Origin of the sequence: Streptosporangium heterodermiicola (genome assembly GCF_051390675.1) — a bacterium.
GTDB lineage: Bacteria > Actinomycetota > Actinomycetes > Streptosporangiales > Streptosporangiaceae > Streptosporangium.
Genome location: NZ_JBPJSR010000017.1, coordinates 1 through 21,560 on the forward strand (window position 1 = coordinate 1; position 21,560 = coordinate 21,560).

Sequence of the window (21,560 nt, forward strand, 5' to 3'; positions counted from 1 at the left end):
TGTGACGGGGCATCGCCGGGTGGTGATGCAGTTGATCGCGGCCAATCGGCACGACGCGCGGATCGGCGCGTTGGTGGGCCCGGCCGCACAGGACGGCATCTTCGCCCTGGAGTTACCGTCCGGCGGCACCCTGGCGGAGGCCACCCGTCTGGGACATCGCCAGGCGCTGACCGGCTACCGCCACGCGCTCTACGAACCGTTCGAGATGATGGAGCTCCAGGCCGAGATCGGCCGCGAGCGGGGCGGCCCCATCGACCTGTCGGCCTACTTCAACGACGCGCGGAGCACCGGCGACTGGCCCGATCTTCCCGCGGTGGAGCCGCCGGGGGATCCGGCCGCGATCGCCGCCCTCACCGCGCGGACCACCTTCTCCCTCAGCGGTTCCTGGACGAGGGTGGACGCCACGGCGCAGTTCGCCACCGGTCAGGCCAGGGACGCCTGTGAGCTGCACCTGCTGGCCGACACCGCGTACCTGCCCCGGAGCACGGTGTACGCGTTGCTGCGCGGGATGGAGACCCTGCTGGTACGCGCCGTCGCCGGGGACGTTCCCCTCGACACCGTCGCCGGGCTGTGCGGCCTCACCCCGGCCGGGCGCCCCGACGGCTGGGATCGCTCCACACCCGGCACCGCCGGGACCGGAGCCGGGGGCCCGGTGCGGGCACCGGCCCGTACGTAAGGGGTCGTGAGCGGGGTGCGGATCGGAATCTTCCTGGTCGCGGCGGGTTTCCCCGGCAGGCCGCAGGGGCGGGTGCTGCGTGACTGCGTGGAGGCGATCGAGGTCGCGGAGGAGGCGGGATTCGACGACGCGTGGATCGCCGAGCACCACTTCATGTCGTACGGGGTCTGCCCGTCGGCGGCGACGTTGGCCGCCGTGGCGCTCGGGCGTACGCGGACGATCGGGGTGGGGAAGGCCGTGAGCGTGCTGTCCACGCGTCACCCGGTGGCGCTGGCGGAGCAGGCGGCGATGTTGCACCACCTGTCCGGCGGGCGTTTCACGCTGGGAGTCGGCAGGGGCGGGCCCTGGGTCGACCTGGAGGTGTTCGGCACCGGCCTGGCGAGGTTCGAGCGCGGCTTCGCCGAGTCGCTCGACCTGCTGTGCCGGGCCCTGGGGCGGCGCACGGTGTCGGCCGAGGGGGAGTTCTTCCGTTTCCGCGAGGTCGCGATGGTCCCGGCGGCGTCGATGCGGCCCGTCGTGGCGTGCACCTCGCCGGAGACGACGCGGCTGGCGGCCGAGCGGGGGCTGCCGATGCTGCTCGGCATGCACCTGGACGACGCGGGCAAGGCCGCGATGCTCGCCGACTACGACACGACGCCTCCATCCGCTTCCTTTATTTCACCCGCGACGGAAGCGGGCATGGAAGCGGGCGCGGACATGGCCCGGCCCGCGGTCCGGCACGTGGCCGCCGTCGTCGGGCACGTGGCCGACTCGACGAGGGCGGCCGTACGGGAGCTGAGAACCGCCATGCCCCGCTGGCTGGAGCCCGGCCTGGCGGGATACGTGCCGGTGGACGGCCGGCGGCGGCCCGTACGGGATGTGGGGGAGTACGTCGACTTCCTGACCGGCGTCCACCCGGTGGGTGACGCCGGCCGCTGCGTGGAGACGATCCGGCGCACCCGCGAGGTGACCGGGCTCGAACACCTGATCCTCATGGTCGAGGGTGCGGGCGAGCACGCCCGCACCCTGGAGAACATCCGCCGGCTGGGCGCCGAGGTGCTGCCCGGCCTCGACGGCTGACACCCGGCGGCCGAGAACGCGTCAGACGTCTCGGACGACACCGCCCGACACTGTTTTGATCTACATTGTAAAGGTGATCGGCGGTTGTCCGAAAATCACAACCCCCAAAACCAGGGGAACCCCTACGGGGTCGCGGGAATTCGCCGCACAGGATTTCGGCTCTCGTTTTACGGCTTTTGAATAACCGTAATGAAATATCTGTCAAAAGGATTTATCTGTCGATTATCGGGATGCATGTGAAATCGCAACTCATATGGCAACAAAACACTGCTTAACGATTTTAATTTTCTTGACACGACGGAATGGAAATGACACTTTTACTTACGCTTGGCGCGCCGATCCAGGTCAGCGCCGCGCACGTTCCCAACCGCCGTCAGGGGCGCGCCCGTCAGGGGGTGCGCGGCAACCCCTGATCCCGCTCGACTCAGCTCGGAGGTGCGGTCATGCGTAACCCTTTTCGTAGGATCTCAACAACGGCAGGCATCGTGGGCGCGATGCTTCTCGCGATGTCCCAGACCTCGGCGATCGCGGTTCCGGAGAGGTCCGCCCCTCCGCCCGCGCCCGCTCCGCTTCCCTCGCCCGCCCCCGCGGGCGGTGAGGCGAACTCGAGAAACTCCGGTTCCCCGGAGAACGGCCGGGCACCCGCCGCGGTGTGCGTCTTCCAGACCAGGGGCGACTACGTCCACATCTCCGGGTCCGCCTTCGAGGCCTCCGGGCACGGCTGGTGGGTCAACGGCAACTGCAACGCCACGCTGGCGGTCGTCACGGTCCAGCTGCAGCAGTATTACGCCGACGGCAGCTGGAGAAACGCCGGCACGGTGGGCACCGCGACGGTGAGGTCCGGCGGCGGGGCCGGAAACCGCGCGACCGGGCGCGGGGCCTGCACCAGCGGCAGCCTGACGGGGTGGCGTAGCGTCGTCGACGTGGACCTGGTCGGCCTGGCCGACGACCCGGGCAAGCTCTACACACCGGGCCAGAACATCTACTGCAGGCGGTAACGCGAAGGGGGGCGACGTGAGCGTCAGACGACCCGGCGGCACCATGTTCGCGGCTCTGTACGGCGAGCTGGAGCCGCATCCGTGGCGGGATCCTCTCGTCGCCTCCTCCGACGCCTACAGCCTGTTCGTCGCGAGGTCGTCCGCGATGGGATGGCTCACCGAGGCCGAGGAGAACGCCCCAGGTGGCTCAGGCGGCCTCTGGGGGATGAACGACGCCGGGCAGGACCCGGCTCCGGCCCCGGCCTCCGAATCGCGGCCGGCCCGTGTCGCGTGGTTCCAGGTGTCGCCGACCGGGCCGGTCCCCGCCGGCGGGCCGTTGCCGGCGCGGGTGTTCCTGTCGTGCGTGGACGACGTCGTGGCGCGTATGGGCACCGCTCGTCTGCGGGCGGTTCAGCTCCTGCTGCCCGCGCGAGAGCTGGAGGCGTCGGCGGGCGCGTCGTCGCACTGGGGCGCCGTGCCGCCCCTGCTCCAGGAGGCGGGCTGGTTCGCCGACGGTGACCCGCGCCTGAGAGCACGGGTACGGGTGACGCTGGACGGCGGCCAGGATCCGGCCGTCCGCTCGGCGGCGCCCGAGATGCTCCGGTGGATGCGGCGGTTCGATCAGGACGTCTTCTCGTGCGACGCGGTCTCCGTGACGGATGACGACGACCCGGCCTCCGCGACGGACGACGGCGGGGTGGTCCTGGAGCCCGCCGTCATCGACGAGGTGTGGCTCGGGCCCGCCCGTCACCGGGCCACCTTCCACGGCGCCCTCGCCGAGTGGTCGCTGGACGCTCTGGGATGGCTGGCGGCCTTCCTCGCCGACGCGGGTTCCCGGCACGGGGTCGACACCCCGCTGCTGCTCACGGCCGTCCGCCTCGCGGAGCCCGGCTCGCGCGCCGGCTGAGCCCCGCGGCGGCGTCACGCCACCTCCGGCGTCCGACCGGCGCCCGACCTCGTCCCGTTCCCGGCCGACGGTGGTGCGTACGGTCATCCGGCGCCGGAGGTGGCGGGCAGGTGCATCCGCAACCGGACGCGGGAGCGGCCGCCGCTCTGGCAGATGGTGAACTCGTCGCAGAGCCTGCCCATCAGCCACAGCCCGAACCCGCGGACCGCGCCCGGCCCCGGCCTGCGGCGGTCGGCCTGGTCGGGGGCGAGGCGTCCGGCGTCGTCGACGACGTCGACGACGAGGTCCGCCTCGTCGCGCCAGACACTTACGCTGCCGGCCGCGTCGCCGTGTTCCAGTACGTTGATGACGGCCTCGTTGGCCGCCAGCAGCAGGTCGTCGCGTCGCGTACCGACCAGGCCCATCTGGCTCATGTAGCGGTACAGATGCCGGCGCAAACCGATCAGGTCGGTACTGATCGGCCAGTGGCCACGCTGATCGGTATGCATGTCCGTCCCCTTACGTGAGTACCGTCTGTGGCGTTCAGCGGGGGGCTACCGACGTGTCTACCATGATCAGAACGGTCGCTGTGAAAGTTGTGTAAGGAGCACTACCCGCTCTGACCTGCTCAATCATCGATCCGGAGTGGGAGCGCTCCCGCCCCAGGTGAAGTCGTCCGGATCGCGTCCGGCCGTCCCGGTGCCGCCGGGTGCGGGCTTGAGGGGGAGGGGGCCCACCACGGGCGGCGGGGTGCCCGGCCGGCGTGCCGGACGCGGGTCCTCACCGATCCGCGCGTTTCTCACGTTTCGCGGCTCCCGGACGTCTTCAAGGGTGAAGGGTGGGGTCGCACGGGTGGTCCCGCAGCGCTGGAAGGGATGAAACGATCATGGTCAGGACCCATACCGTCATCGTGTCGCCGCTGGGTGACCTGCTCGCGGTCGCCGAGGACGGCGTGCTGAGCGGGCTGTACTTCGAGGGGCACCTGCGCGGTCCCGGTCCCGAGGAGCGGGGCACCTGCCGCGATTCGGGCTTCGAGGAGGTCCGCCGCCAGCTGGGTGAGTACTTCGCCGGTGAGCGGACCCGCTTCGAGCTCCCGCTGGCCCCTCGGGGGGACGAGTTCCAGCAGCGGGTGTGGCGGCTGCTGATGGAGATCCCCTTCGGTGAGACCCGCTCGTACGGGGATCTGGCGCGGCGACTGGGGAAGGCGTCGCTGGCCCAGGCGGTCGGCGCCGCGAACGCCCGCAACCCGGTGAGCGTGATCGTGCCCTGTCACCGGGTGGTGGGCGCGAACGGCGGCCTGACCGGTTACGCCGGTGGCCTGGAGCGCAAACGGTTCCTGCTGGACCTGGAGGAGCCGGCCGCGCTGAAGGAGGCGAGGCTGTTCTGAGCGGGACCGTGCCGGGTGAGGTTGTTTCCGAGGGCCGTTGTTCCGTGCGGGGCTGTCGCGGGGGCCGGGGCGCGGCCGGTCAACGGGCAAGGTGGGACCATGCGACCCTTCGAGCAGATCATCACCGAGTACGGCCCCGTGGTGCTGCGCGTGTGCCGGGCCGTCCTCGGCCCCCAGGACGCCGAGGACGCCTGGTCGGAGACCTTCCTGGCGGCACTGAGGGCCTACCCCGGCCTGCCGCCCGACGCGAACGTCGAGGCTTGGCTGGTGACAGTCGCCCATGAGAACGTCCACGGTCCGATCTTCCTTGGTCAGGGCGCCCCGGGTCCCGTTTTGAACTTTGTGCAAGTCGGGTCGGATGGCCTATCGTGTCCGCCTGCCGCGCGACACGCTGACCAGGGAACAGATCGTCCGCACCGCGATCGAGCTGCTCGACGAGGAGGGTCTGGACGGCCTGAACATGCGCAGCCTGGGCGGCCGGCTCGGCACCGCCGCGACGGCGGTCTACTGGCACGTCAAGAGCAAGGACAACCTCATCCTGCTCGCCGGCGACCACGTCTGGGACGAGGTCGAGCTGCCCGACCCCGACGCGGTCGGCTGGCGTACGGCGGCCACCGTGATGGCCACCGGCCTGCACGCGATGTTCGGCCGCCACCCGTGGCTCGTCCAGGCCTTCGGTTCCCACCTTTTTTACGGCCCCGGGAAGGCGCGCCACGACGACCGCAGCCTGGCCGTCTACGAGGCGGCCGGTTTCGAGGGCGCGCGGGCCGACCTCGCCGCGGCGACCGTCTTCACGTTCGTCCTGGGCAACGTCCTCGGCGCGTCGGCCGAGGTCTCCCTGACCAGGCGGCTGGGCCGGGACGGCGCGGACGCCGAGGCGCTGACGCGCGACACGATGGCCAGGGCGAGCGAGGTCGCGATGGGCTTCCCCCGGTTGCGCGCCCGCCTGGAGGCGCCTTCAGGCATGGACCACGCCGTCCACACCGCCCACGCCGCCGCCCCCGACCAGACCTTCGAGTTCGGTCTCCAGGCCCTCCTCGACGGCCTGGAGGGCCGGCTCTCGGCCGCCGGCGTGGCGTAGTCGGCGATGGACGGGGCGGCGAACTCCTCCGCCGTGGCGCGCATGACGAGTTCAAGGCGACGAGCCGGTCGGCACCCGAGCGAAGCGGGACGAACTCCCGCAAAGTCGGGCGAAGGCGAACCGGCGTCAAGAACGCGTATGGATCCGTATGATTTTCTAGGCGCCCGGCGGCCGGACCGGTAGGGAATATGGCGTGTCTCGTCTTCCCCTCCGGCGATCCCTCCCGGTTCCTCCCCTCCCGGCCCCTTTCCGGCGCCCCCTCGCGGCCACGCCGTGCCGCCCGTGCCGCCCATGCCGTTCAGGACGCCCCGCCGTACCTTCGCCGGCCGGTGGCCACCGGCCACGTCGGCGACACCTGCCGGGGTCCCCTCGCTCTCGCCGGACGTGAGCGGCGGCGAGGCGGACATAGGCACCTGGCGGCCGGTGGCGCGACAGCGCGCCGTACACACCCACCAGGGACCGGGCAACGACGTGGAGCGCGGGGAGAGGGAGACAGTGGCAGGTACGTCGGCATCGGCACGGGCGCACTCGGGGCTGCGGGGGTGGTTGCTGAAGGGGCTGCAACGCTCCGACCCCAGGACGAGCGGCCCGCACCACGAGGAGCCGCCCGAGCGTCAGCACTCCTGGTGGCAGGTGATGTGCCTGACGGGGGTGGACTACTTCTCCACCCTGGGCTACCAGCCGGGCATCGCCGCGCTGGCCGCCGGTGCCCTCAGCCCGCTCGCGACGTTGCTGCTGGTGGCGCTGACCCTGTTCGGCGCGCTGCCGACCTACCGGGCGGTGGCCGGGCAGAGTCCCCACGGGCTGGGGTCGCTATCGATGCTGGAGCGCCTGCTGCCCGGCTGGCGCGGCAAGCTGCTGGTGCTGTTCCTGCTCGGGTTCGTGGCCACCGCGTTCATCGTGACCATCACCCTGTCGGCGGCCGACGCCACCGCCCACATCCTGCACAACCCGTTCGTGCCGGAGTTCCTGTCGGGCTGGCAGGTCCCGGTCACCCTGGCGCTGATCGCCGCGCTCGGCGGGGTGTTCCTGGTCGGGTTCAGCGAGGCCATCTCGATCGCCGTCGTCCTGGTCGCCGTCTACCTGGTGCTGAACGTGGTCGTCCTGGGGACGGCCCTGCACGGGGTGTTCGCCGACCCCGCGCTGATCGCCAACTGGGGTGAGGCGTTGACGGCCGAGCACTCCAGCCCGCTCGCGATGGTCGCCGTCTCGCTGTACGTGATGCCCAAGCTCGCGCTCGGCCTGTCGGGCTTCGAGACGGGCGTGGCGGTGATGCCGCTGGTCAAGGGGGACCTCGCTCAGCGGATCGGCGGGGCGAGGAAACTGCTGACCACCGCGGCGGTCATCATGAGCGTCTTCCTGATCACCTCCAGCTTCGCCACCACCGTGCTCATCCCGGCGGAGGAGTTCGCCGAGGGCGGCGCGGCCAACGGGCGCGCCCTGGCCTACCTGGCGCACGAGTATCTGGGGGATGGGTTCGGCACCGTCTACGACCTGTCCACCATCGCGATCCTGTGGTTCGCCGGGGCCTCGGCGCTGGCCGGGCTGCTCAACATCGTGCCGCGCTACCTTCCCCGGTACGGCATGGCCCCCGACTGGTCGCGCGCCGCCCGGCCGATGGTGCTGGTCTTCACCGCCATCTCCTTCCTCATCACCCTGTTCTTCGGCGCCGACGTGGAGTCCCAGGGCGGCGCCTACGCCACCGGCGTGCTCGCGCTGATCCTGTCGGCCGCGGTCGCGGTCACCCTGGCCGCCTGGAACGACGGCCGCACCCGCGCGGCGGTCTCGTTCGGGGTCATCACGCTGATCTTCGCCTACGCCACCGTCGCCAACGTCATCGAACGCCCCGACGGCCTGGTGATCGCCCTGCTGTTCGTGCTGGCCATCGTGATCACCTCGCTGATCTCCCGGGCCACCCGCTCCACCGAGCTGCGCGTCACCAAGGTCACCCTGGACGACCTGGCCCGCCGCTACGTCAGCGAGTCGGGGGAGATCCGGCTGATCGCCAACGAGCCGCACGAGCGTGACTGCAAGGAGTACGTCGACAAGGCCCGCGAGGCCTGGGAGCTGCACCGGCTGCGTACCGGAGAGGGCCTGCTGTTCCTGGAGGTGAGCGTCTCCGACGCCTCGGAGTTCGCCGGTGAGCTGCACGTCGTCGGCGAGGAGCGTCACGGGTTCCGCATCCTGCGGATGGAGAGCCCCACCATCGCCAACGCCATCGCGGCGCTGCTGCTGTACCTGCGTGACCAGACCGGCAAGACGCCGCACGTCTACTTCCACTGGGCCGCCGAGGGCAACCCGGTGGGGGCGCTGCTGCGTTATCTGGTCTTCGGCGGCGGTGACATCCCGCCGCTCACCCGGGAGGTGTTGCGCCAGGCCGAGCAGGAGACCGCGCGCCGTCCCCTGGTCCACGTCGGCTGACACCACCACCGGCGCCCCCGCTCTCGCCCTCGCCTGATCCGCGAGGGCGAGAGCGGGGCCGGAGGAGGGCGGCGAGGCGGGCCGCGGCGGGCTGGCCGAGGAGGATGCCCAGCAGGACCAGTGCCAGCCCGCAGAACTGCCGCGCGGTGAGGGCCTCTCCGGCGACCGTCGTGCCGAGCAGTACCCCGGTCACCGGGTTCAGCAGCCCGACGAGGCCCACCGTCGCCGCCGGCAGGTGCCGCAGTCCCGAGAACCAGGCGGCGAAGGCGAGGGCCGTCGCGACGACGGTGACGTAGCCGAACCCGAGGACAGCGGGCCCGTCCAGGGCGGGCGGAGGGCCCTCCAGGGCGACGGCGAAGGGCAGCAGGACCAGGCCTCCGGCGATGAGCTGCCACGAGGTCGACGCCAGCGTGCCGGCATCGGTGGTCCATCGCTTGGCCAGCACGTAGCCGAACGACGACATCACCATGGCCGCGACGGACGCGAGCACGCCGAGGGCGTCGGCGCCGGCGGTGCCGGTGAACAGCATGAGGCACACCCCCGCGATGCCGATGCCCGCTCCGGCCAGGTGCGGGATCCGTGGCCGCTCGGCGAGCATCGACCAGGCCAGGAGCGTCATCACCACGGGCGACGTCGCCATGATCGTCGAGGCGACGCTCGTCGGCAGCAGCTGGGCCGCCAGGTAGACGAGCGCGAAGAACGCGCTCATGTTGAGCGTGCCGAGGACGAGGGATCTCCACCACCACGGCCCGTGCGGGAGTTTCCCGCTCAGCAGGAGGAGCAACAGGCCCGCGGGCAGCGCCCTGATGGCCGCTCCGTACAGGGGGTGGCCGGCGGGGAGGAACTGGTGGGTGACGAAGTAGGTCGTCCCCCAGGCGATCGGTGCCGTCGCCGTGACCAGTGTCCAGCGAAAGGTAGCTTCCATGGAAGGAATATAGCTTCCCGGGAAGCTATACTGGTGACATGAGCGAACCCCTGGACCACGTCGCCCGCATCCAGCGCGAGTGGGCCCGTGAGCGCCCGGACCTGGACGTGAGCCCGCAGGGGGTGATCGGGCGCCTGCACCGCCTCGCCGGGCACCTCACCGAGCAGCTCTGCGTCGTCTACCGGCGCTACGGGCTCGGGGAGGGGGAGTTCGACGTCCTGGCCACCCTGCGGCGCGGGGGAGCGCCCTTTGAGCGCGCTCCCGGGGAGCTCGCCGCCCACACCATGGTCACCACGGGCGCGATGACCAAGCGCGTCGACCGGCTGGAGCGCGACGGGCTCGTCACGCGCCGCCCGAGCGAGAGCGACGGCCGGGGGCGGGTGGTCGCGCTCACCGCCGCGGGCAGGGAGCTGATCGACCGGGCGTTCGCCGAGCACATGCGCAACGAGCGCCGCCTTCTCGGCGACCTGTCCCCCGAGGAGGCCGCACTCCTGGAGTCACTCCTCACCACCTGGCTGACCCGCTTCGAGACACCTCACTGAATAAATCTACAATGTAAAGGCGATCGGCTTGGTTCAAGATCATTTACAGCGGACTAAAGACTCAGCTCCAAAAAGCAGGAGCCCGGGCCGGTGATCGCGGCGAGCGGTTCACCGGCTCTGACCCGCGGCTTGAAGATGGAATAGGGGCTCACCGACGATCCACGCACTGCCTTCTTGGCCGTCCGCGACACGCTCCTCGTACCAGCAGGGCCGCCGAGGAGGGTGAGTGTGTTGTTATGTGGGTTTTTGGGGGCGGAGGGCTCCGGCAGAGGCGGCCATGAAGGCGGCGAGCAGGGCGGGGATGCCCAGGGCCGCGGGCAGGCCGACGAGTTCGGTGGCGGCGCCGATGACGGCGGGGCCCGCGACGAGGCCGGCGTAGCCGACGGTGGCGACCTGGGCGATGGCCTGTCCGGCGCGGGCGGGGTCGTGGTTGCCGGCGGCGGAGAAGACCTGGGGGAGGATGGGGGCCAGGCCGAGGCCGAAGAGGGTGAATCCGGCGATGGCGATGGGGATCTGTCCGGCGAGCAGGACGGTGCCGAGGCCGATGGCGAGGAGGCCGTAGCTGAGCTGGCCGTAGCCGAGGTCGAGGGTGTGTTTGACGGCGGGGGTGCGGGCGGCCCAGGCGCCGGAGAGGATGCCGAGGAGGGTGAAGAAGTAGCTGACGGCTTTGCGGGCGCCGGTGGGGGGTGGGTGGGTGGTGGTCATGGGTTTCCCCGTGGTTCGTGGCGGGGGTTCGTGATGGGGTTGTGGTGGGCTTCGCGGGGGTCAGTGGACGGAGAAGCCGCCGTCGACGCAGATGGCCTGTCCGGTGATGTAGGCGCCGGCGTCGCCGGCGAGGAGGAGGGCGATGCCGGCGAAGTCGGCGGGGTGGCCGTTGCGGCCGGTCATGGTGCGGGCGGCGAGTGCTTCGACGCGGCCGGGGATGGCTTGGGCGGGTTCGGTGAGGGGGGTGAGGACGAAGCCGGGGATGATGGTGTTGGCGCAGACGCCGTGGGGGGACCAGGCTTCGGCCTGTGAGCGGGTGAGGCCGGTGATGGCGGCTTTGGAAATGCCGTAGGCGCCGCTGTCGCCGAAGGCTTTGTGGGATTGCTGGGAGCCGATGTTGATGATGCGGCCCCAGCCGCGGCGGGCCATGCGGGGGCCGAAGTGCTGGCCGAGGAGGTAGGGGGCGGTGATGTTGACGGCCATGGTCTTTTGGTAGTCGTCGGTGGTGAGGTCTGCCATGGGGGCGCGGATGTTGTTGGCGGCGTTGTTGACGAGGATGTCGATGTCGCCGAAGTGGGTGGGTGCCTGTTGGCAGAGGCGGGTGATGTCGTCGGGGTCGGCGAGGTCGGTGGTGATGGCGGCGGCGGTGATGCCCTGGTCGTGGAGTTCGGTGAGGGTGCGGGTGAGTTCGGTGGTGCGGCGGGCGGCGATGACGACGGCCGCGCCGGCGTGGCCGAGGGCGTGGGTGATGGCGTGTCCGATGCCGGAGCTGCCGCCGGTGACGAGGGCGGTGCGGCCGGTGAGGGAGAAGAGGGTGTCGATGGGTGCTGTCACAGCGACAGAACCTATCATCCGACCTTTTTGTGGGGGTTGTGGTCGCGCAGGGTGAGGGCGGCCCGCTGGATCTTCTCCATGACGGCGGAGAGGTCGTGCAGGGTGGGGGTGTCGAGGTGTAGCAGAAGGCGCCGGAACTCGGCGAGGCCGGCGTCGGCGATCTGTTCGACGAGGGCGCGTCCTGCGGGGGTGAGCTGGGCGCGGCGGATGCGGCGGTCGTGGGGGTCTTCGCGGCGGGCGACGAGGCCGTGGGCGACGAGGCGGTCGACGATGCCGGTGACGGTGCCGAGGCCGACGTCGAGGTGGGTGGCGAGGTCTTGTCCTGAGGCGGAGTCCTGGCCGGAGAGGATCATGACGACTTTGAGCTGGCGCATGGTCAGGTTGGAGTCGAAGAGGGGGGAGGGGGCGCTGTGCTGGGCCAGGAGGCGGCCCAGGTCGCGTTGCATGGCGCCGATCTGGTCGATCAGTTGTTCGCGGTCGTCGTTCACGCTCACCTCTCGCTTCCTGAGAAGGTTATCAGGATTGGTAAGCATCGTTAAATATTCGTATGAGGCGAAGTGTTAGTGTAGGGCGAATCTTGTTGTGATATCCCTCCTTGAGGAGCCCGCCCCCATGACCTCCCTGGCCAGGTTGAGCCTCGCCAACCGCAGCCTCGTCATAATGATCGCGCTGGTGTTGAGCGCGTTCGGCCTGTTCGCGATCCCCTCGCTGAAACAGCAGCTGCTGCCCTCGCTGTCGTTCCCGGGGGCGTTCGTGGCGGCCTCCTACCCGGGTGCCTCTCCTGAGATCGTCGAGGAGCAGGTGACCGAGCCGATCGAGAACAGTTTCCAGGGGCTGGAGGGGGTCTCGGAGGTGACCTCGACGTCCCGGGAGGGGATGACGCAGGTCCAGGTGGCGTTCGAGTACGGCACCGACATCGACGCGGCGGTCGCGGAGATGCAGCAGGCGATCTCGCGGATCGAGGCGCAGTTGCCCGACGGGGTCGACCCGCAGGTGCTCTCGGGCGGGACCGACGACATCCCGGTGATGCAGCTGGCGGTGGGCGACGGCGGTGACCAGCGGGTCATGGCCGAGCGGCTGGGGCGGCTGGTGGTGCCGGAGCTGCAGGCCGTGGAGGGGGTGCGCGCGGCGACGGTGACGGGCACCCGCGACGAGGTGGTGACGATCACTCCGGACGTGCGCAAGCTGGCGTTGCTGGGGTTGTCGCCGACGGCGGTGGCCGAGGTGCTGCGGGCCAACGGGCAGCCGGTCCCGGCGGGCAGCGTGACCGAGGACAAGGTGTCGCTCACGGTTCAGGTGGGGTCGCGGGTCTCGACGCTGGAGGAGCTGAAGGACCTGTACCTGACGCCCGCCGCGCCGGCGGCGCCGCAGCAGCAGGTGCCCTCGCAGGCCCGGCAGGCGCCGGGCGGCGGCAGCGGCGGCAGCGGCGGCACTGCCCAGCAGATCCAGCAGGCACAGCGAGCCCAGGCGCAGGCTCAGGCGCAGCGTCCTCCGGCGGCTCCCAAGCCGGTGCGGCTGGGGGACGTGGCGACGGTGGAGCGGACGCTGGCCGAGGGCACGTCGCTGACGCGGACCAACGGGCAGCCGAGCCTGGGGTTGTCGGTGACGATGACGCCGGACGGCAACGCGGTGACGATCTCGCACGAGGTGCGCGAGAAGCTGCCGGAGCTGGTGCGGGCGATCGGCGACTCCTCGGAGATGACGGTCATCTTCGACCAGGCGCCGTACGTGGAGCGCTCGATCGAGGACCTGACGACCGAGGGGCTGCTGGGCCTGGCGTTCGCGGTGCTGGTCATCCTGATCTTCCTGCTGTCGGTGCGCTCGACGCTGGTGACGGCGGCGTCGATCCCGCTGTCGGTGGTCATCGCGCTGATCGCGTTGTGGGTGGGCGACTACTCGCTGAACCTGCTGACGCTGGGCGCGCTGACGATCGCGGTGGGCCGGGTGGTCGACGACTCGATCGTGGTCCTGGAGAACATCAAACGCCACCTGGGTTACGGGGAGGCCAAGCGCAAGGCGGTGCTGGCCGGGGTGCGCGAGGTCAGCGGCGCGGTGACGGCCTCGACGCTGACGACGGTGGCGGTGTTCCTGCCGATCGCCGTGGTGGGCGGCATGGTGGGGCAGCTGTTCGCGCCGTTCGCGATCACGGTGACGGTGGCGTTGCTGGCGTCGTTGCTGGTGTCGCTGACGGTGGTGCCGGTGCTGGCGTACTGGTTCCTGAAGGCGCCGGTGCTGTCGCCGGAGCAGGCGCGGGTGGTGCGTGAGGAGGCCGAGGCCAAGGAGATGCGCAGCCCGCTGCAGCGGGCGTACCTGCCGGTGCTGCGGTTCGCGACGCGGCGGCGGCTGGTGACGGTGTTGATCGGCGTGGTGGTGTTCGCCGCGACGATGGGCCTGGCCGGGCGGCTGGAGACCAACTTCATCGACTCCTCGGGCCAGGACACGGTGTCGATCAGCCAGCGGATGCCGGCCGGCACCGACCTGGCGACGACGGACGCGGCGGCCAAGAAGGTCGAGGAGGTCCTGGCGTCGCTGAAGGGCGTGCGCGACTACCAGGTGAACGTGGGCGGCGGCGGCGGTTTCCTGGGTACGGGCGGCGGTGGCGGCGACCGGGCCTCGTACTCGGTGACGATCGCCGAGGAGACCGACAGCGCGGTGCTGGAGGAGGAGCTGCGCGCCCGGCTGAAGGAGCTGCCCGAGGCGGAGATCGGTGAGGTCACCGTGGGCGGCGGCCAGGGCGGCCCCGGCGGCGGGGCGACCGACCAGCTACAGGTGATCGTGCAGGCGCCGGACGTGGCGACGCTGCGGACGGCGGCCGAGGCGGTCCGCACCGCGATGACCGATCTGGGCGGGCTGCGGGACGTGACCTCGAACCTGGCGGCCGGCGCCGAGCGGGTGGAGGTGCGCGTCGACCGGGAGAAGGCGGCGGCCAGGGGGCTGACGGAGACGCAGATCGGGCAGCTGGTGGCGCAGCAGTTCCGCGGGGCGCCGCTGGGCGAGCTGACGCTGGACGGCCGTTCGGGCGCGGTGGTGCTGCGGACCGCGGACGCGCCCGAGGACGTCAAGGCCGTGGAGGCGCTGAAGCTGCCGACGGCGACGGGCACGGTGAAGCTGTCGCAGGTGGCGAAGGTGTCCACGGTGGCCGGTCCCACGCAGGTGACGCGGATCGACGGTGAGCGCAGCGCGACGGTGTCGGGTACGGCGACCGGCAGCGACCTGGGCGCGGCGACGACGCGGCTGACGTCGAAGCTGGAGGCCCTGGCGCTGCCCGCGGGGGCGAGCTTCACCATGGGCGGGGTGAGCGCGGACCAGGCCGAGGCGTTCGGGCAGCTGGGGCTGGCGATGCTGGCGGCGATCGCGATCGTCTTCATGATCATGGTGGCGGCGTTCCGGAGTTTCGTGCAGCCGCTGATCCTGCTGGTGTCGGTGCCGTTCGCGGCGACCGGCGCGATCGGCCTGCTGCTGGCGACGGGCACCCCGATGGGGGTCCCGGCCCTGATCGGCATGCTGATGCTGATCGGCATCGTGGTGACCAACGCGATCGTGCTGATCGACCTGATCAACCAGTACCGCGAGCAGGGCATGGGCGTGGTGGAGGCGGTGATCGAGGGCGGCCGGCGCAGGCTGCGGCCCATCCTGATGACCGCGGTGGCGACGATCTTCGCGTTGATCCCGATGGCGCTGGGCCTGACCGGCTCGGGCGGGTTCATCTCCCAGCCGCTGGCGATCGTGGTGATCGGCGGCCTGCTGTCGTCGACGCTGCTGACGCTGGTGCTGGTGCCGACCCTGTACGTGATGGTGGAGCGGCTCAAGGAGCGGCTGCGGCGCACTCCCAAGGACGGCGGGGAGCGGCCGAAGCTGAAGGTCTACGACAAGGACGAGCTGGCGCCGACGACGGCCCGGTAGGGCGTTCAGGAACAGGAAAAGGAGAGCCGGTCGCCCGCGCGGGCGACCGGCTCTCGCCTTCCCCAGCGGTCTTCCCCCGGGGGCTGCTCGTGTCCCGGGCGCGCCCGGGTTCCCGGTTCCCCCGCTCACCGGCGGCCCCCCCCGGGCTTCTCGCGTCCCCGGCACACTCAGGGCCCCCGGCAGGGCCCCGGCCGCCCCTGGTCGGGGCGGGCGGGGGCGGCGGAATATACTGACGCAACGTGACTGCCAAGCCGCGTATCCCCAATGTCCTTGCCGCCCGCTACGCCTCCGCGCAGCTGGCCCATCTGTGGTCCTCCGAGTACAAGGTGGTGGCCGAGCGGCGCCTGTGGCTCGCCGTGCTGGCCGCGCAGGCGCGGCTGGGGGTGGAGGTCCCCCCCGGGGCGACGGCCGATTACGAGAAGGTGGTCGACCACGTCGACCTGGAGTCGATCGCGGCCCGCGAGCGCGTCACCCGCCACGACGTCAAGGCCCGCATCGAGGAGTTCAACGCGCTGGCCGGCCACGAGCAGGTGCACAAGGGCATGACCTCGCGGGACCTGACCGAGAACGTCGAGCAGCTGCAGATCCGCGACAGCCTGGTGGTGGTCCGCGACCGGTGCGTGGCGCTGCTGGCCGCGCTGGCGCGCCTTGCGGCGCAGCACTCGCACCTGGTGATGGCCGGGCGCTCGCACAACGTGGCCGCGCAGTCGACGACGCTGGGCAAGCGGTTCGCCTCGGCGGCCGACGAGCTGCTGGTGGCGTTCGCCCGGCTGGAGGAGCTCATCGCCCGTTACCCGCTGCGCGGCGTCAAGGGGCCGGTCGGCACCGCCCAGGACATGCTGGACCTGCTGGGCGGTGACGCGGCCAAGCTGGCGGCGCTGGAGGACGAGGTGGCCGCGCACCTGGGGTTCGCCCACCGGCTGACGAGCGTGGGGCAGGTGTATCCGCGGTCGCTGGACTACGAGGCGGTCACCGCGCTGGTGCAGCTGGCCGCGGCTCCCTCCTCGCTGGCCAGGACGATCCGGCTGATGGCCGGGCACGAGCTGGTGACCGAGGGCTTCGCCGACGGACAGGTCGGCTCCTCGGCGATGCCGCACAAGATGAACACCCGCTCGTGCGAGCGGGTCAACGGGCTCGCGGTCATCCTGCGGGGGTACGCCTCGATGACCGGGGAGCTGGCCGGTGACCAGTGGAACGAGGGCGACGTGTCGTGTTCGGTGGTGCGCCGGGTGGCGCTGCCGGACGCGTTCTTCGCGTTCGACGGGCTGGCGGAGACCATGCTGACGGTGCTGGAGGAGTTCGGCGCCTTCCCCGCGGTGATCGCCGCCGAGCTGGACCGCTATCTGCCGTTCCTGGCCACGACGAAGATGCTGATGGCCGCGGTACGGGCCGGGGTGGGCCGCGAGAGCGCCCACGAGCTGATCAAGGAGCACGCGGTGGCGTCGGCGCTGGCGATGCGTGAGGGCGCGGGCGGCAACGAGCTGATCGCCCGCCTGGGGGCCGACGAGCGCTTCCCGCTGGACGAGGCGGCGCTGCGGGCCCTGCTGGGCGAGCCGCTCTCCTTCACCGGCGCGGCCTCGGCCCAGGTGGAGGCGGTCGTGGCGCGCGTGGCGCAGGTCGTGACCCGCTACCCGCAGGCCGCCGCCTACCGTCCCGGGGCGATCCTCTGAACAGCACGAACGGCACGCCGGTGCGGCTGAAGGACGCCGCCGAGATCACCGAGGCCTGCTCGGGTGACGCGCTCGTGCTGTGGGGGGCCCAGGCGATGGGGCCCGGGGTGCGGGCGTGGGCGCTGGGGGAGGCGGTGGCGGTGGCCTGCCCCGGCCTCAACCGCCGCGACCGCATCACGGTGCGCGGCGAACCCGGCCCGGTGAGCACCCTGGTGCGGCAGGCGCTGGAGGAGGTCGGCCCGTCCTACCGGGTGACGGGGGAGCGGGCGCTGGTGGAGGAGGTGGCCGCCCGGGACACGCGGCTGCGGGTGCTGGGCACCTTCGGGTGGATGGACACCCCGCCCGGCGACCCGGGACCCGCCCTCACCCGGCCCCCGGAGCCCGGCGCCGGGTGGCTGCACGCCACCCGGGAGGAGGAGGTGAGCGCCCTGCTCGCGCGGGCCGCCCCCACCTCCTGGGCGGTACCGGGCGTGCCGGGGGTGCGGCGCTGGGCCGGGATACGCGGCGACGACGGGCACCTGGTGGCGGTGGCCGCTGAGGCCTGGTCCTGCCCGCCGGTGGGATTCGTCGCCGGGGTCGCCACCGCGCCGGCCCTGCGCGGCCGCGGATACGGCGAGCGGGTGTGCCGGTTCGCCCTCGGCGAGCTGGCCGCCGCCCACGAGAGGGTCGCGCTGATGGTCGACACCGGCAACCACGCCGCCATCGCCCTGTACGAGCGGCTGGGGCTGCGCGGTCGCCCGCTGGCCGCCGCGGGCCTGGACGGCGCCTGAACCCTCCCGCGCCGTCGCCGCTGGTGGTGTTCCGGCGGCCGCCCCGCCCCGGGTGGCAGCCCGGCCCGGGGCGGGGGGAAAACCTGGTGCGGGGCGCGGCCCCGGCAGGCAGAGTGGACGAAATGATGTCCAGTTTCATACCTGGCCTGGAGCTTTCGCGTGCTTTCTACGCCCAGGTCGTGCGGCCGATCGTGGCCGACGTGCCACACAGTGCAGCGCTGATCGGCGCCGGGTCGGAGGTGCTGGCGTTCGACACCGAACGCTCCACCGACCACGACTGGGGGCCCAGGGTGGTGGTGTTCGTCGCGGCGCACCGGGCCGAGCACGTCCGGCGCACGGTCGGCGAGCACCTGCCCGAGGACTTTCGCGGATACCGCACCACCGCCGCGGCCGGTGAACGCCACGGCGTGCAGGTGAGCGATCCGCGGACCTGGTTCACCGAGCGGCTCGGCTTCGACCCGTTGAAGGGGGTGAGCGTGCTGGACTGGCTGTCGACCCCCTGGCAGCGCCTGGCCGAGGTCACCAGCGGGGAGGTCTTCCACGACGGCCTGGAGGTCCTGGAGAGGGCCCGCGCCGCACTGCGCTGGTATCCGCCCGACCTGGAACGCTACGTGCTGGCCGGGCAGTGGCGGCGCCTGGCCCAGCAGGAGGCCTTCCCCGGCCGGTGCGGGGAGGTCGGCGACGACCTGGGCTCGGCACTGGTCACCGCGGAGCTGGCCCGCGACCTGATGCGGCTGGTGGTATTGACCCGCCGCCGCTACCCGCCGTACGCCAAATGGCTGGGCAGCGCCTTCGCCCGCCTGTCAGGGACGGCGGAGCTGGGGGACGCGCTGTCGGCGGCGGTGGCCGCCACCGGGTGGCGCCGCCGCGAGGAGCACCTGGGGGTGGTGTACCGGCGGGTGGCGGCCCTGCACAACCGGATGGGGGTGGCCCCGGCCCTGGAGGGGAGCCTGCGCCCCTACCACCGCAGACCCTTCCAGGTCATCGACGCCGGCCGGTTCGCCGCCGCCCTGGGCGGCGCCATCACCGACGCCCGGGTGCGGGCACTGCCGCCGGTGGGCTCGATCGACCAGTTCGGCGACTGCGTCGACCTGCTGACCGACCCGCGGCGGTGCCGGGCCGCCACCCGCGCCGTCCTGGACCTGTGAGGGTGAGCTCAGGCGGCGACCGGCTCCCGGTGGCGGGCGAGCATGCGCCGCTCGAACCACAAGGTCGCCAGCGGCGGCACCGAGCACACCAGGCCGACGACGATCGTGCCCAGGCTCCAGCGGGCCTGGCGGGCCGCGTACAGCACCGCGGCCAGATAGAGCACGAACAGGGCGCCGTGCACCGGGCCGAAGATCTTCACGCCGAGGTCCCCGGCGGCGGCGACGTACTTGAAGTACATGCCGACGAGCAGCCCCGCCCACGAGCACGCTTCGGCGATCGCCACGTAACGGAACAGGCGGAGTGCGGTAGGCACGGCGGGTACACCTCTCCAAGAAGGAGGAAACGGCCGGGGAACGGGTCGTCCGGACCGGGGGTAAACGGCCTCCAGCCTAGGGGGACAGGGGGCCGCCCACCCCGCCGGGCCCCACCGGGAGGCGTCCCAGGGCCGTACCACCGGGCCCTCCCGGGTACGCGACGGAGGGAGACGCCGCCGCCGTCCTTGACCTGAAGTTAACTTCAGCTTCTAGAGTCGTGACGCGGCACCCCCACACGCCCCCACCCGGTGCCGCGCAGGACGCGGTCCACAGACGACCGCCGACGCCCCCTCGCATGACGAGCACAGGAAACACGGTGAAGTGTGATGAGCATGGAAATGGCGGCCTGGCACTCGCTGTACAGCGCGATGCACGCCCAGGACGACCGGCGGCCCTTCTCGAAGGCCACACTGCGGCGCATCGCCGCCTTCGCCCGCCCGCACCGCACCCTGCTGGTGTGGTTCCTGCTGCTGAGCGTGGTGTCGGCCGTGCTGGCGGTGGCCACACCGGTACTGGCCGGGCGGGTCGTCGACGCGATCGTCGGCGGCGCCGCGACGGGCGTCGTGGTCAGGCTGGCCGCCCTGATCGCGGTGATCGCGCTGGCCGAGGCGGCGCTGGGCCTGGTGACCCGATGGATGTCGGCGAGCATCGGCGAAGGACTGATCCTGCGGCTGCGCGGCGCCGTCTTCGACCACGTGCAGCGCATGCCCATCGCCTTCTTCACCCGCACCCGCACCGGCGCGCTGGTCAGCCGGTTGAACAACGACGTCATCGGCGCCCAGCGGGCCTTCAGCGACACCCTCTCAGGGGTGGCGGGCAACCTGGTGACACTCACCCTGACCCTGGTGGTGATGATCGGCATCTCCTGGCAGCTGACCGCGCTGGCACTGGTCCTGCTCCCGCTGTTCGTCCTGCCGGCCCGGCGCGTCGGCACCCGGCTGGCCCGGATGGAACGCGAGGCCGCCGACCACAACGCGGCGATGAGCACCCAGATGACCGAACGGTTCTCCGCACCCGGAGCCACCCTCGTCAAACTGTTCGGCCGCCCCGCCCAGGAGTCGGCCGAGTTCCTGGCACGGGCGCGCCGGGTGCGCGACATCGGCGTCCGCACCGCGATGGTGCAGTCGGTGTTCGTCACCGCCCTCACCCTGGTCTCGGCGCTGGCCCTGGCCCTGGTGTACGGACTCGGCGGCCTCTACGCGCTCAGCGGGCGGCTGGAGCCGGGCGCGCTGGTGGCACTGGCGTTGCTGCTGACCCGCCTGTACGCGCCGCTGACCGCGCTGGCCGGCGCCCGGGTGGAGGTGATGAGCGCCCTGGTCAGCTTCGAGCGGGTCTTCGAGATCCTCGACCTGCGGCCACTGATCACCGACAGGGCCGACGCCCGCGCGGTGCCCGAGGGGCCGGTGACGGTGGAGTTCGACCACGTCGGCTTCGCCTACCCCTCGGCCGACAAGGTCTCGCTCGCCTCCCTGGAGGAGGTCGCCACACTGGACGCGCGCGGCGGCGCGACCGTGCTGCACGAGGTGTCCTTCCGCGCCGAGGCGGGACAGATGATCGCGCTGGTGGGCTCCTCGGGGGCGGGCAAGTCCACGATCGCGCAACTGCTGGCCCGCCTGTACGACGTCGACAGCGGTGCGGTACGGCTGTCGGGGGTGGACGTCCGCGACCTGTCGGCGGCCTCCATCCGGCAGACGCTGGGCGTGGTGACCCAGGACGGGCACCTGTTCCACGACTCGATCCGCGCCAACCTGCTGCTGGCCCGCCCCGAGGCGGGCACCGAGGAGCTGTGGCAGGTGCTGCGGCGCGCCCGGCTGGCCGAGCTGGTCGAGGCGCTGCCCGACGGGCTGGACACCGTCGTCGGCGAGCGCGGCTACCGGCTCTCGGGCGGGGAGCGCCAGCGGCTGACCATCGCCCGGCTGCTGCTGGCCCGCCCCCGGCTGGTGGTGCTGGACGAGGCCACCGCGCACCTGGACTCCACCTCCGAGGCCGCGGTCCAGGAGGCGCTGGCCGAGGCACTGGCCGGGCGGACGGCTCTGGTCATCGCCCACCGGCTGTCGACGATCCGCGCCGCGGACCTGATCCTGGTGGTGGAGGACGGGCGGATCGCCGAACGGGGCACGCACGCCACGCTGCTGGCCGCCGGGGGCCGCTACGCGCAGCTGTACCGCACCCAGTTCGACCGGCGGGCCGCCACACCGGGGGCTCCCGGGGCTCCCGGGGAGAGCGAGCCCGACGGCGTCGTGGCCGTCGGCTGACCGCTC

Annotated in this window: 19 protein-coding genes and 1 pseudogene; 14 read left to right on the top strand and 6 right to left on the bottom strand. The window is 71.9% G+C overall.

What is annotated here, in order from left to right:
* The 4 genes from ACSC1Q_RS30810 to ACSC1Q_RS30825 all read left to right on the top strand — a co-directional run.
* Nucleotides 1–676 (top strand): hypothetical protein (locus ACSC1Q_RS30810; protein ID WP_436762197.1); only part of this gene is annotated, 676 nt, incomplete at its 5' end.
* 6 nt (nucleotides 677–682) lie between these two features.
* Entirely contained in the window at nucleotides 683–1,735 is a 1,053-nt protein-coding gene (locus ACSC1Q_RS30815) for an LLM class flavin-dependent oxidoreductase (RefSeq protein WP_495573949.1), read from the top strand.
* Between the two features lie 494 nt (nucleotides 1,736–2,229).
* Nucleotides 2,230–2,733, top strand: coding sequence for a hypothetical protein (locus ACSC1Q_RS30820; protein WP_436762198.1), 504 nt, complete (start codon nucleotides 2,230–2,232; stop codon nucleotides 2,731–2,733).
* Between the two features lie 16 nt (nucleotides 2,734–2,749).
* Nucleotides 2,750–3,619 (top strand): hypothetical protein, encoded by an 870-nt coding sequence (locus tag ACSC1Q_RS30825; protein ID WP_436762199.1) that lies wholly within the window; start codon nucleotides 2,750–2,752, stop codon nucleotides 3,617–3,619.
* A gap of 83 nt (nucleotides 3,620–3,702) precedes the next feature.
* On the opposite strand, the gene ACSC1Q_RS30830 is transcribed toward ACSC1Q_RS30825, so the two are convergent.
* Nucleotides 3,703–4,107 carry an ATP-binding protein gene (locus tag ACSC1Q_RS30830; RefSeq protein ID WP_436762200.1) on the bottom strand — a complete coding sequence of 135 codons (405 nt, stop codon included), beginning with the start codon at nucleotides 4,105–4,107 and terminating at the stop codon, nucleotides 3,703–3,705.
* 377 nt (nucleotides 4,108–4,484) lie between these two features.
* Here ACSC1Q_RS30830 and ACSC1Q_RS30835 point away from each other — a divergent pair, with 377 nt between their 5' ends.
* The 4 genes and pseudogenes from ACSC1Q_RS30835 to ACSC1Q_RS30850 all read left to right on the top strand — a co-directional run bounded on the left by ACSC1Q_RS30835 (nucleotide 4,485) and on the right by ACSC1Q_RS30850 (nucleotide 8,487).
* The gene (locus ACSC1Q_RS30835) at nucleotides 4,485–4,985 is read left to right on the top strand and encodes a methylated-DNA--[protein]-cysteine S-methyltransferase (protein WP_436762201.1); all 501 of its coding nucleotides are present in this window, start codon (nucleotides 4,485–4,487) and stop codon (nucleotides 4,983–4,985) included.
* A gap of 99 nt (nucleotides 4,986–5,084) precedes the next feature.
* Nucleotides 5,085–5,255 (top strand): annotated as a pseudogene (locus tag ACSC1Q_RS30840) (RNA polymerase sigma factor); the annotation flags it as partial.
* A gap of 88 nt (nucleotides 5,256–5,343) precedes the next feature.
* Nucleotides 5,344–6,066, top strand: coding sequence for a TetR/AcrR family transcriptional regulator (locus tag ACSC1Q_RS30845; RefSeq protein WP_436762202.1), 723 nt, complete (start codon nucleotides 5,344–5,346; stop codon nucleotides 6,064–6,066).
* Between the two features lie 291 nt (nucleotides 6,067–6,357).
* Nucleotides 6,358–8,487: an APC family permease gene (locus tag ACSC1Q_RS30850; RefSeq protein WP_436762203.1), complete on the top strand. Its 2,130-nt coding sequence runs from the start codon at nucleotides 6,358–6,360 to the stop codon at nucleotides 8,485–8,487.
* On the opposite strand, the gene ACSC1Q_RS30855 is transcribed toward ACSC1Q_RS30850, so the two are convergent.
* A complete protein-coding gene (locus ACSC1Q_RS30855; RefSeq protein ID WP_436762204.1) occupies nucleotides 8,420–9,412 on the bottom strand; it encodes an EamA family transporter in 993 nt (330 codons plus the stop codon). The two genes, ACSC1Q_RS30850 and ACSC1Q_RS30855, sit on opposite strands and share 68 nt — an antisense overlap.
* 38 nt (nucleotides 9,413–9,450) lie before the next feature.
* Between ACSC1Q_RS30855 and ACSC1Q_RS30860 the strand changes: the two genes are divergently transcribed.
* Nucleotides 9,451–9,954: a MarR family winged helix-turn-helix transcriptional regulator gene (locus ACSC1Q_RS30860; RefSeq protein WP_436762205.1), complete on the top strand. Its 504-nt coding sequence runs from the start codon at nucleotides 9,451–9,453 to the stop codon at nucleotides 9,952–9,954.
* Nucleotides 9,955–10,188: 234 nt separating this feature from the next.
* Here the strand turns inward: ACSC1Q_RS30860 and ACSC1Q_RS30865 are convergent, their stop codons facing one another.
* Genes ACSC1Q_RS30865 through ACSC1Q_RS30875 form a run of 3 tightly spaced genes read right to left on the bottom strand, consistent with a single transcriptional unit; the run spans nucleotide 10,189 to nucleotide 11,987 of the window.
* A complete protein-coding gene (locus tag ACSC1Q_RS30865) occupies nucleotides 10,189–10,659 on the bottom strand; it encodes an MFS transporter (RefSeq protein ID WP_436762206.1) in 471 nt (156 codons plus the stop codon).
* Between the two features lie 60 nt (nucleotides 10,660–10,719).
* The gene (locus ACSC1Q_RS30870) at nucleotides 10,720–11,493 is read right to left on the bottom strand and encodes an SDR family NAD(P)-dependent oxidoreductase (RefSeq protein WP_436762207.1); all 774 of its coding nucleotides are present in this window, start codon (nucleotides 11,491–11,493) and stop codon (nucleotides 10,720–10,722) included.
* 14 nt (nucleotides 11,494–11,507) lie between these two features.
* Nucleotides 11,508–11,987 (bottom strand): MarR family winged helix-turn-helix transcriptional regulator, encoded by a 480-nt coding sequence (locus ACSC1Q_RS30875; RefSeq protein ID WP_436762208.1) that lies wholly within the window; start codon nucleotides 11,985–11,987, stop codon nucleotides 11,508–11,510.
* A 118-nt stretch (nucleotides 11,988–12,105) separates the two neighbouring features.
* Here ACSC1Q_RS30875 and ACSC1Q_RS30880 point away from each other — a divergent pair, with 118 nt between their 5' ends.
* From ACSC1Q_RS30880 to ACSC1Q_RS30895, 4 genes are all read left to right on the top strand, one after another.
* On the top strand, nucleotides 12,106–15,396 hold the full coding sequence (locus ACSC1Q_RS30880) for an efflux RND transporter permease subunit (protein WP_436762209.1): 3,291 nt from the start codon (nucleotides 12,106–12,108) through the stop codon (nucleotides 15,394–15,396).
* 239 nt (nucleotides 15,397–15,635) lie between these two features.
* Entirely contained in the window at nucleotides 15,636–17,066 is a 1,431-nt protein-coding gene (purB, locus tag ACSC1Q_RS30885) for an adenylosuccinate lyase (protein ID WP_436762210.1), read from the top strand.
* A gap of 20 nt (nucleotides 17,067–17,086) precedes the next feature.
* Nucleotides 17,087–17,836, top strand: coding sequence for a GNAT family N-acetyltransferase (locus ACSC1Q_RS30890; RefSeq protein ID WP_436762211.1), 750 nt, complete (start codon nucleotides 17,087–17,089; stop codon nucleotides 17,834–17,836).
* Between the two features lie 200 nt (nucleotides 17,837–18,036).
* Nucleotides 18,037–18,984, top strand: coding sequence for a DUF4037 domain-containing protein (locus tag ACSC1Q_RS30895; protein ID WP_436762212.1), 948 nt, complete (start codon nucleotides 18,037–18,039; stop codon nucleotides 18,982–18,984).
* Between the two features lie 8 nt (nucleotides 18,985–18,992).
* Here ACSC1Q_RS30895 and ACSC1Q_RS30900 read toward each other — a convergent pair whose 3' ends face one another.
* A complete protein-coding gene (locus ACSC1Q_RS30900; protein ID WP_436762213.1) occupies nucleotides 18,993–19,298 on the bottom strand; it encodes a DUF3817 domain-containing protein in 306 nt (101 codons plus the stop codon).
* Between the two features lie 327 nt (nucleotides 19,299–19,625).
* On the opposite strand from ACSC1Q_RS30900, the gene ACSC1Q_RS30905 reads away from it, so the two are divergent.
* On the top strand, nucleotides 19,626–21,554 hold the full coding sequence (locus ACSC1Q_RS30905; protein WP_436762214.1) for an ABC transporter ATP-binding protein: 1,929 nt from the start codon (nucleotides 19,626–19,628) through the stop codon (nucleotides 21,552–21,554).
* Nucleotides 21,555–21,560 lie beyond the last annotated feature (6 nt).

Coding starts and splice junctions, on each gene's coding strand:
- ACSC1Q_RS30820 (WP_436762198.1), top strand. CDS start 2,230: ATGCTTCTCGCGATGTCCCAGACCTCGGCGATCGCGGTTCCGGAGAGG.
- ACSC1Q_RS30830 (WP_436762200.1), bottom strand. CDS start 4,107: ATGCATACCGATCAGCGTGGCCACTGGCCGATCAGTACCGACCTGATC.
- ACSC1Q_RS30835 (WP_436762201.1), top strand. CDS start 4,485: ATGGTCAGGACCCATACCGTCATCGTGTCGCCGCTGGGTGACCTGCTC.
- ACSC1Q_RS30845 (WP_436762202.1), top strand. CDS start 5,344: ATGGCCTATCGTGTCCGCCTGCCGCGCGACACGCTGACCAGGGAACAG.
- ACSC1Q_RS30850 (WP_436762203.1), top strand. CDS start 6,358: ATGCCGTTCAGGACGCCCCGCCGTACCTTCGCCGGCCGGTGGCCACCG.
- ACSC1Q_RS30855 (WP_436762204.1), bottom strand. CDS start 9,412: ATGGAAGCTACCTTTCGCTGGACACTGGTCACGGCGACGGCACCGATC.
- ACSC1Q_RS30860 (WP_436762205.1), top strand. CDS start 9,451: ATGAGCGAACCCCTGGACCACGTCGCCCGCATCCAGCGCGAGTGGGCC.
- ACSC1Q_RS30865 (WP_436762206.1), bottom strand. CDS start 10,659: ATGACCACCACCCACCCACCCCCCACCGGCGCCCGCAAAGCCGTCAGC.
- ACSC1Q_RS30880 (WP_436762209.1), top strand. CDS start 12,106: ATGACCTCCCTGGCCAGGTTGAGCCTCGCCAACCGCAGCCTCGTCATA.
- ACSC1Q_RS30905 (WP_436762214.1), top strand. CDS start 19,626: ATGAGCATGGAAATGGCGGCCTGGCACTCGCTGTACAGCGCGATGCAC.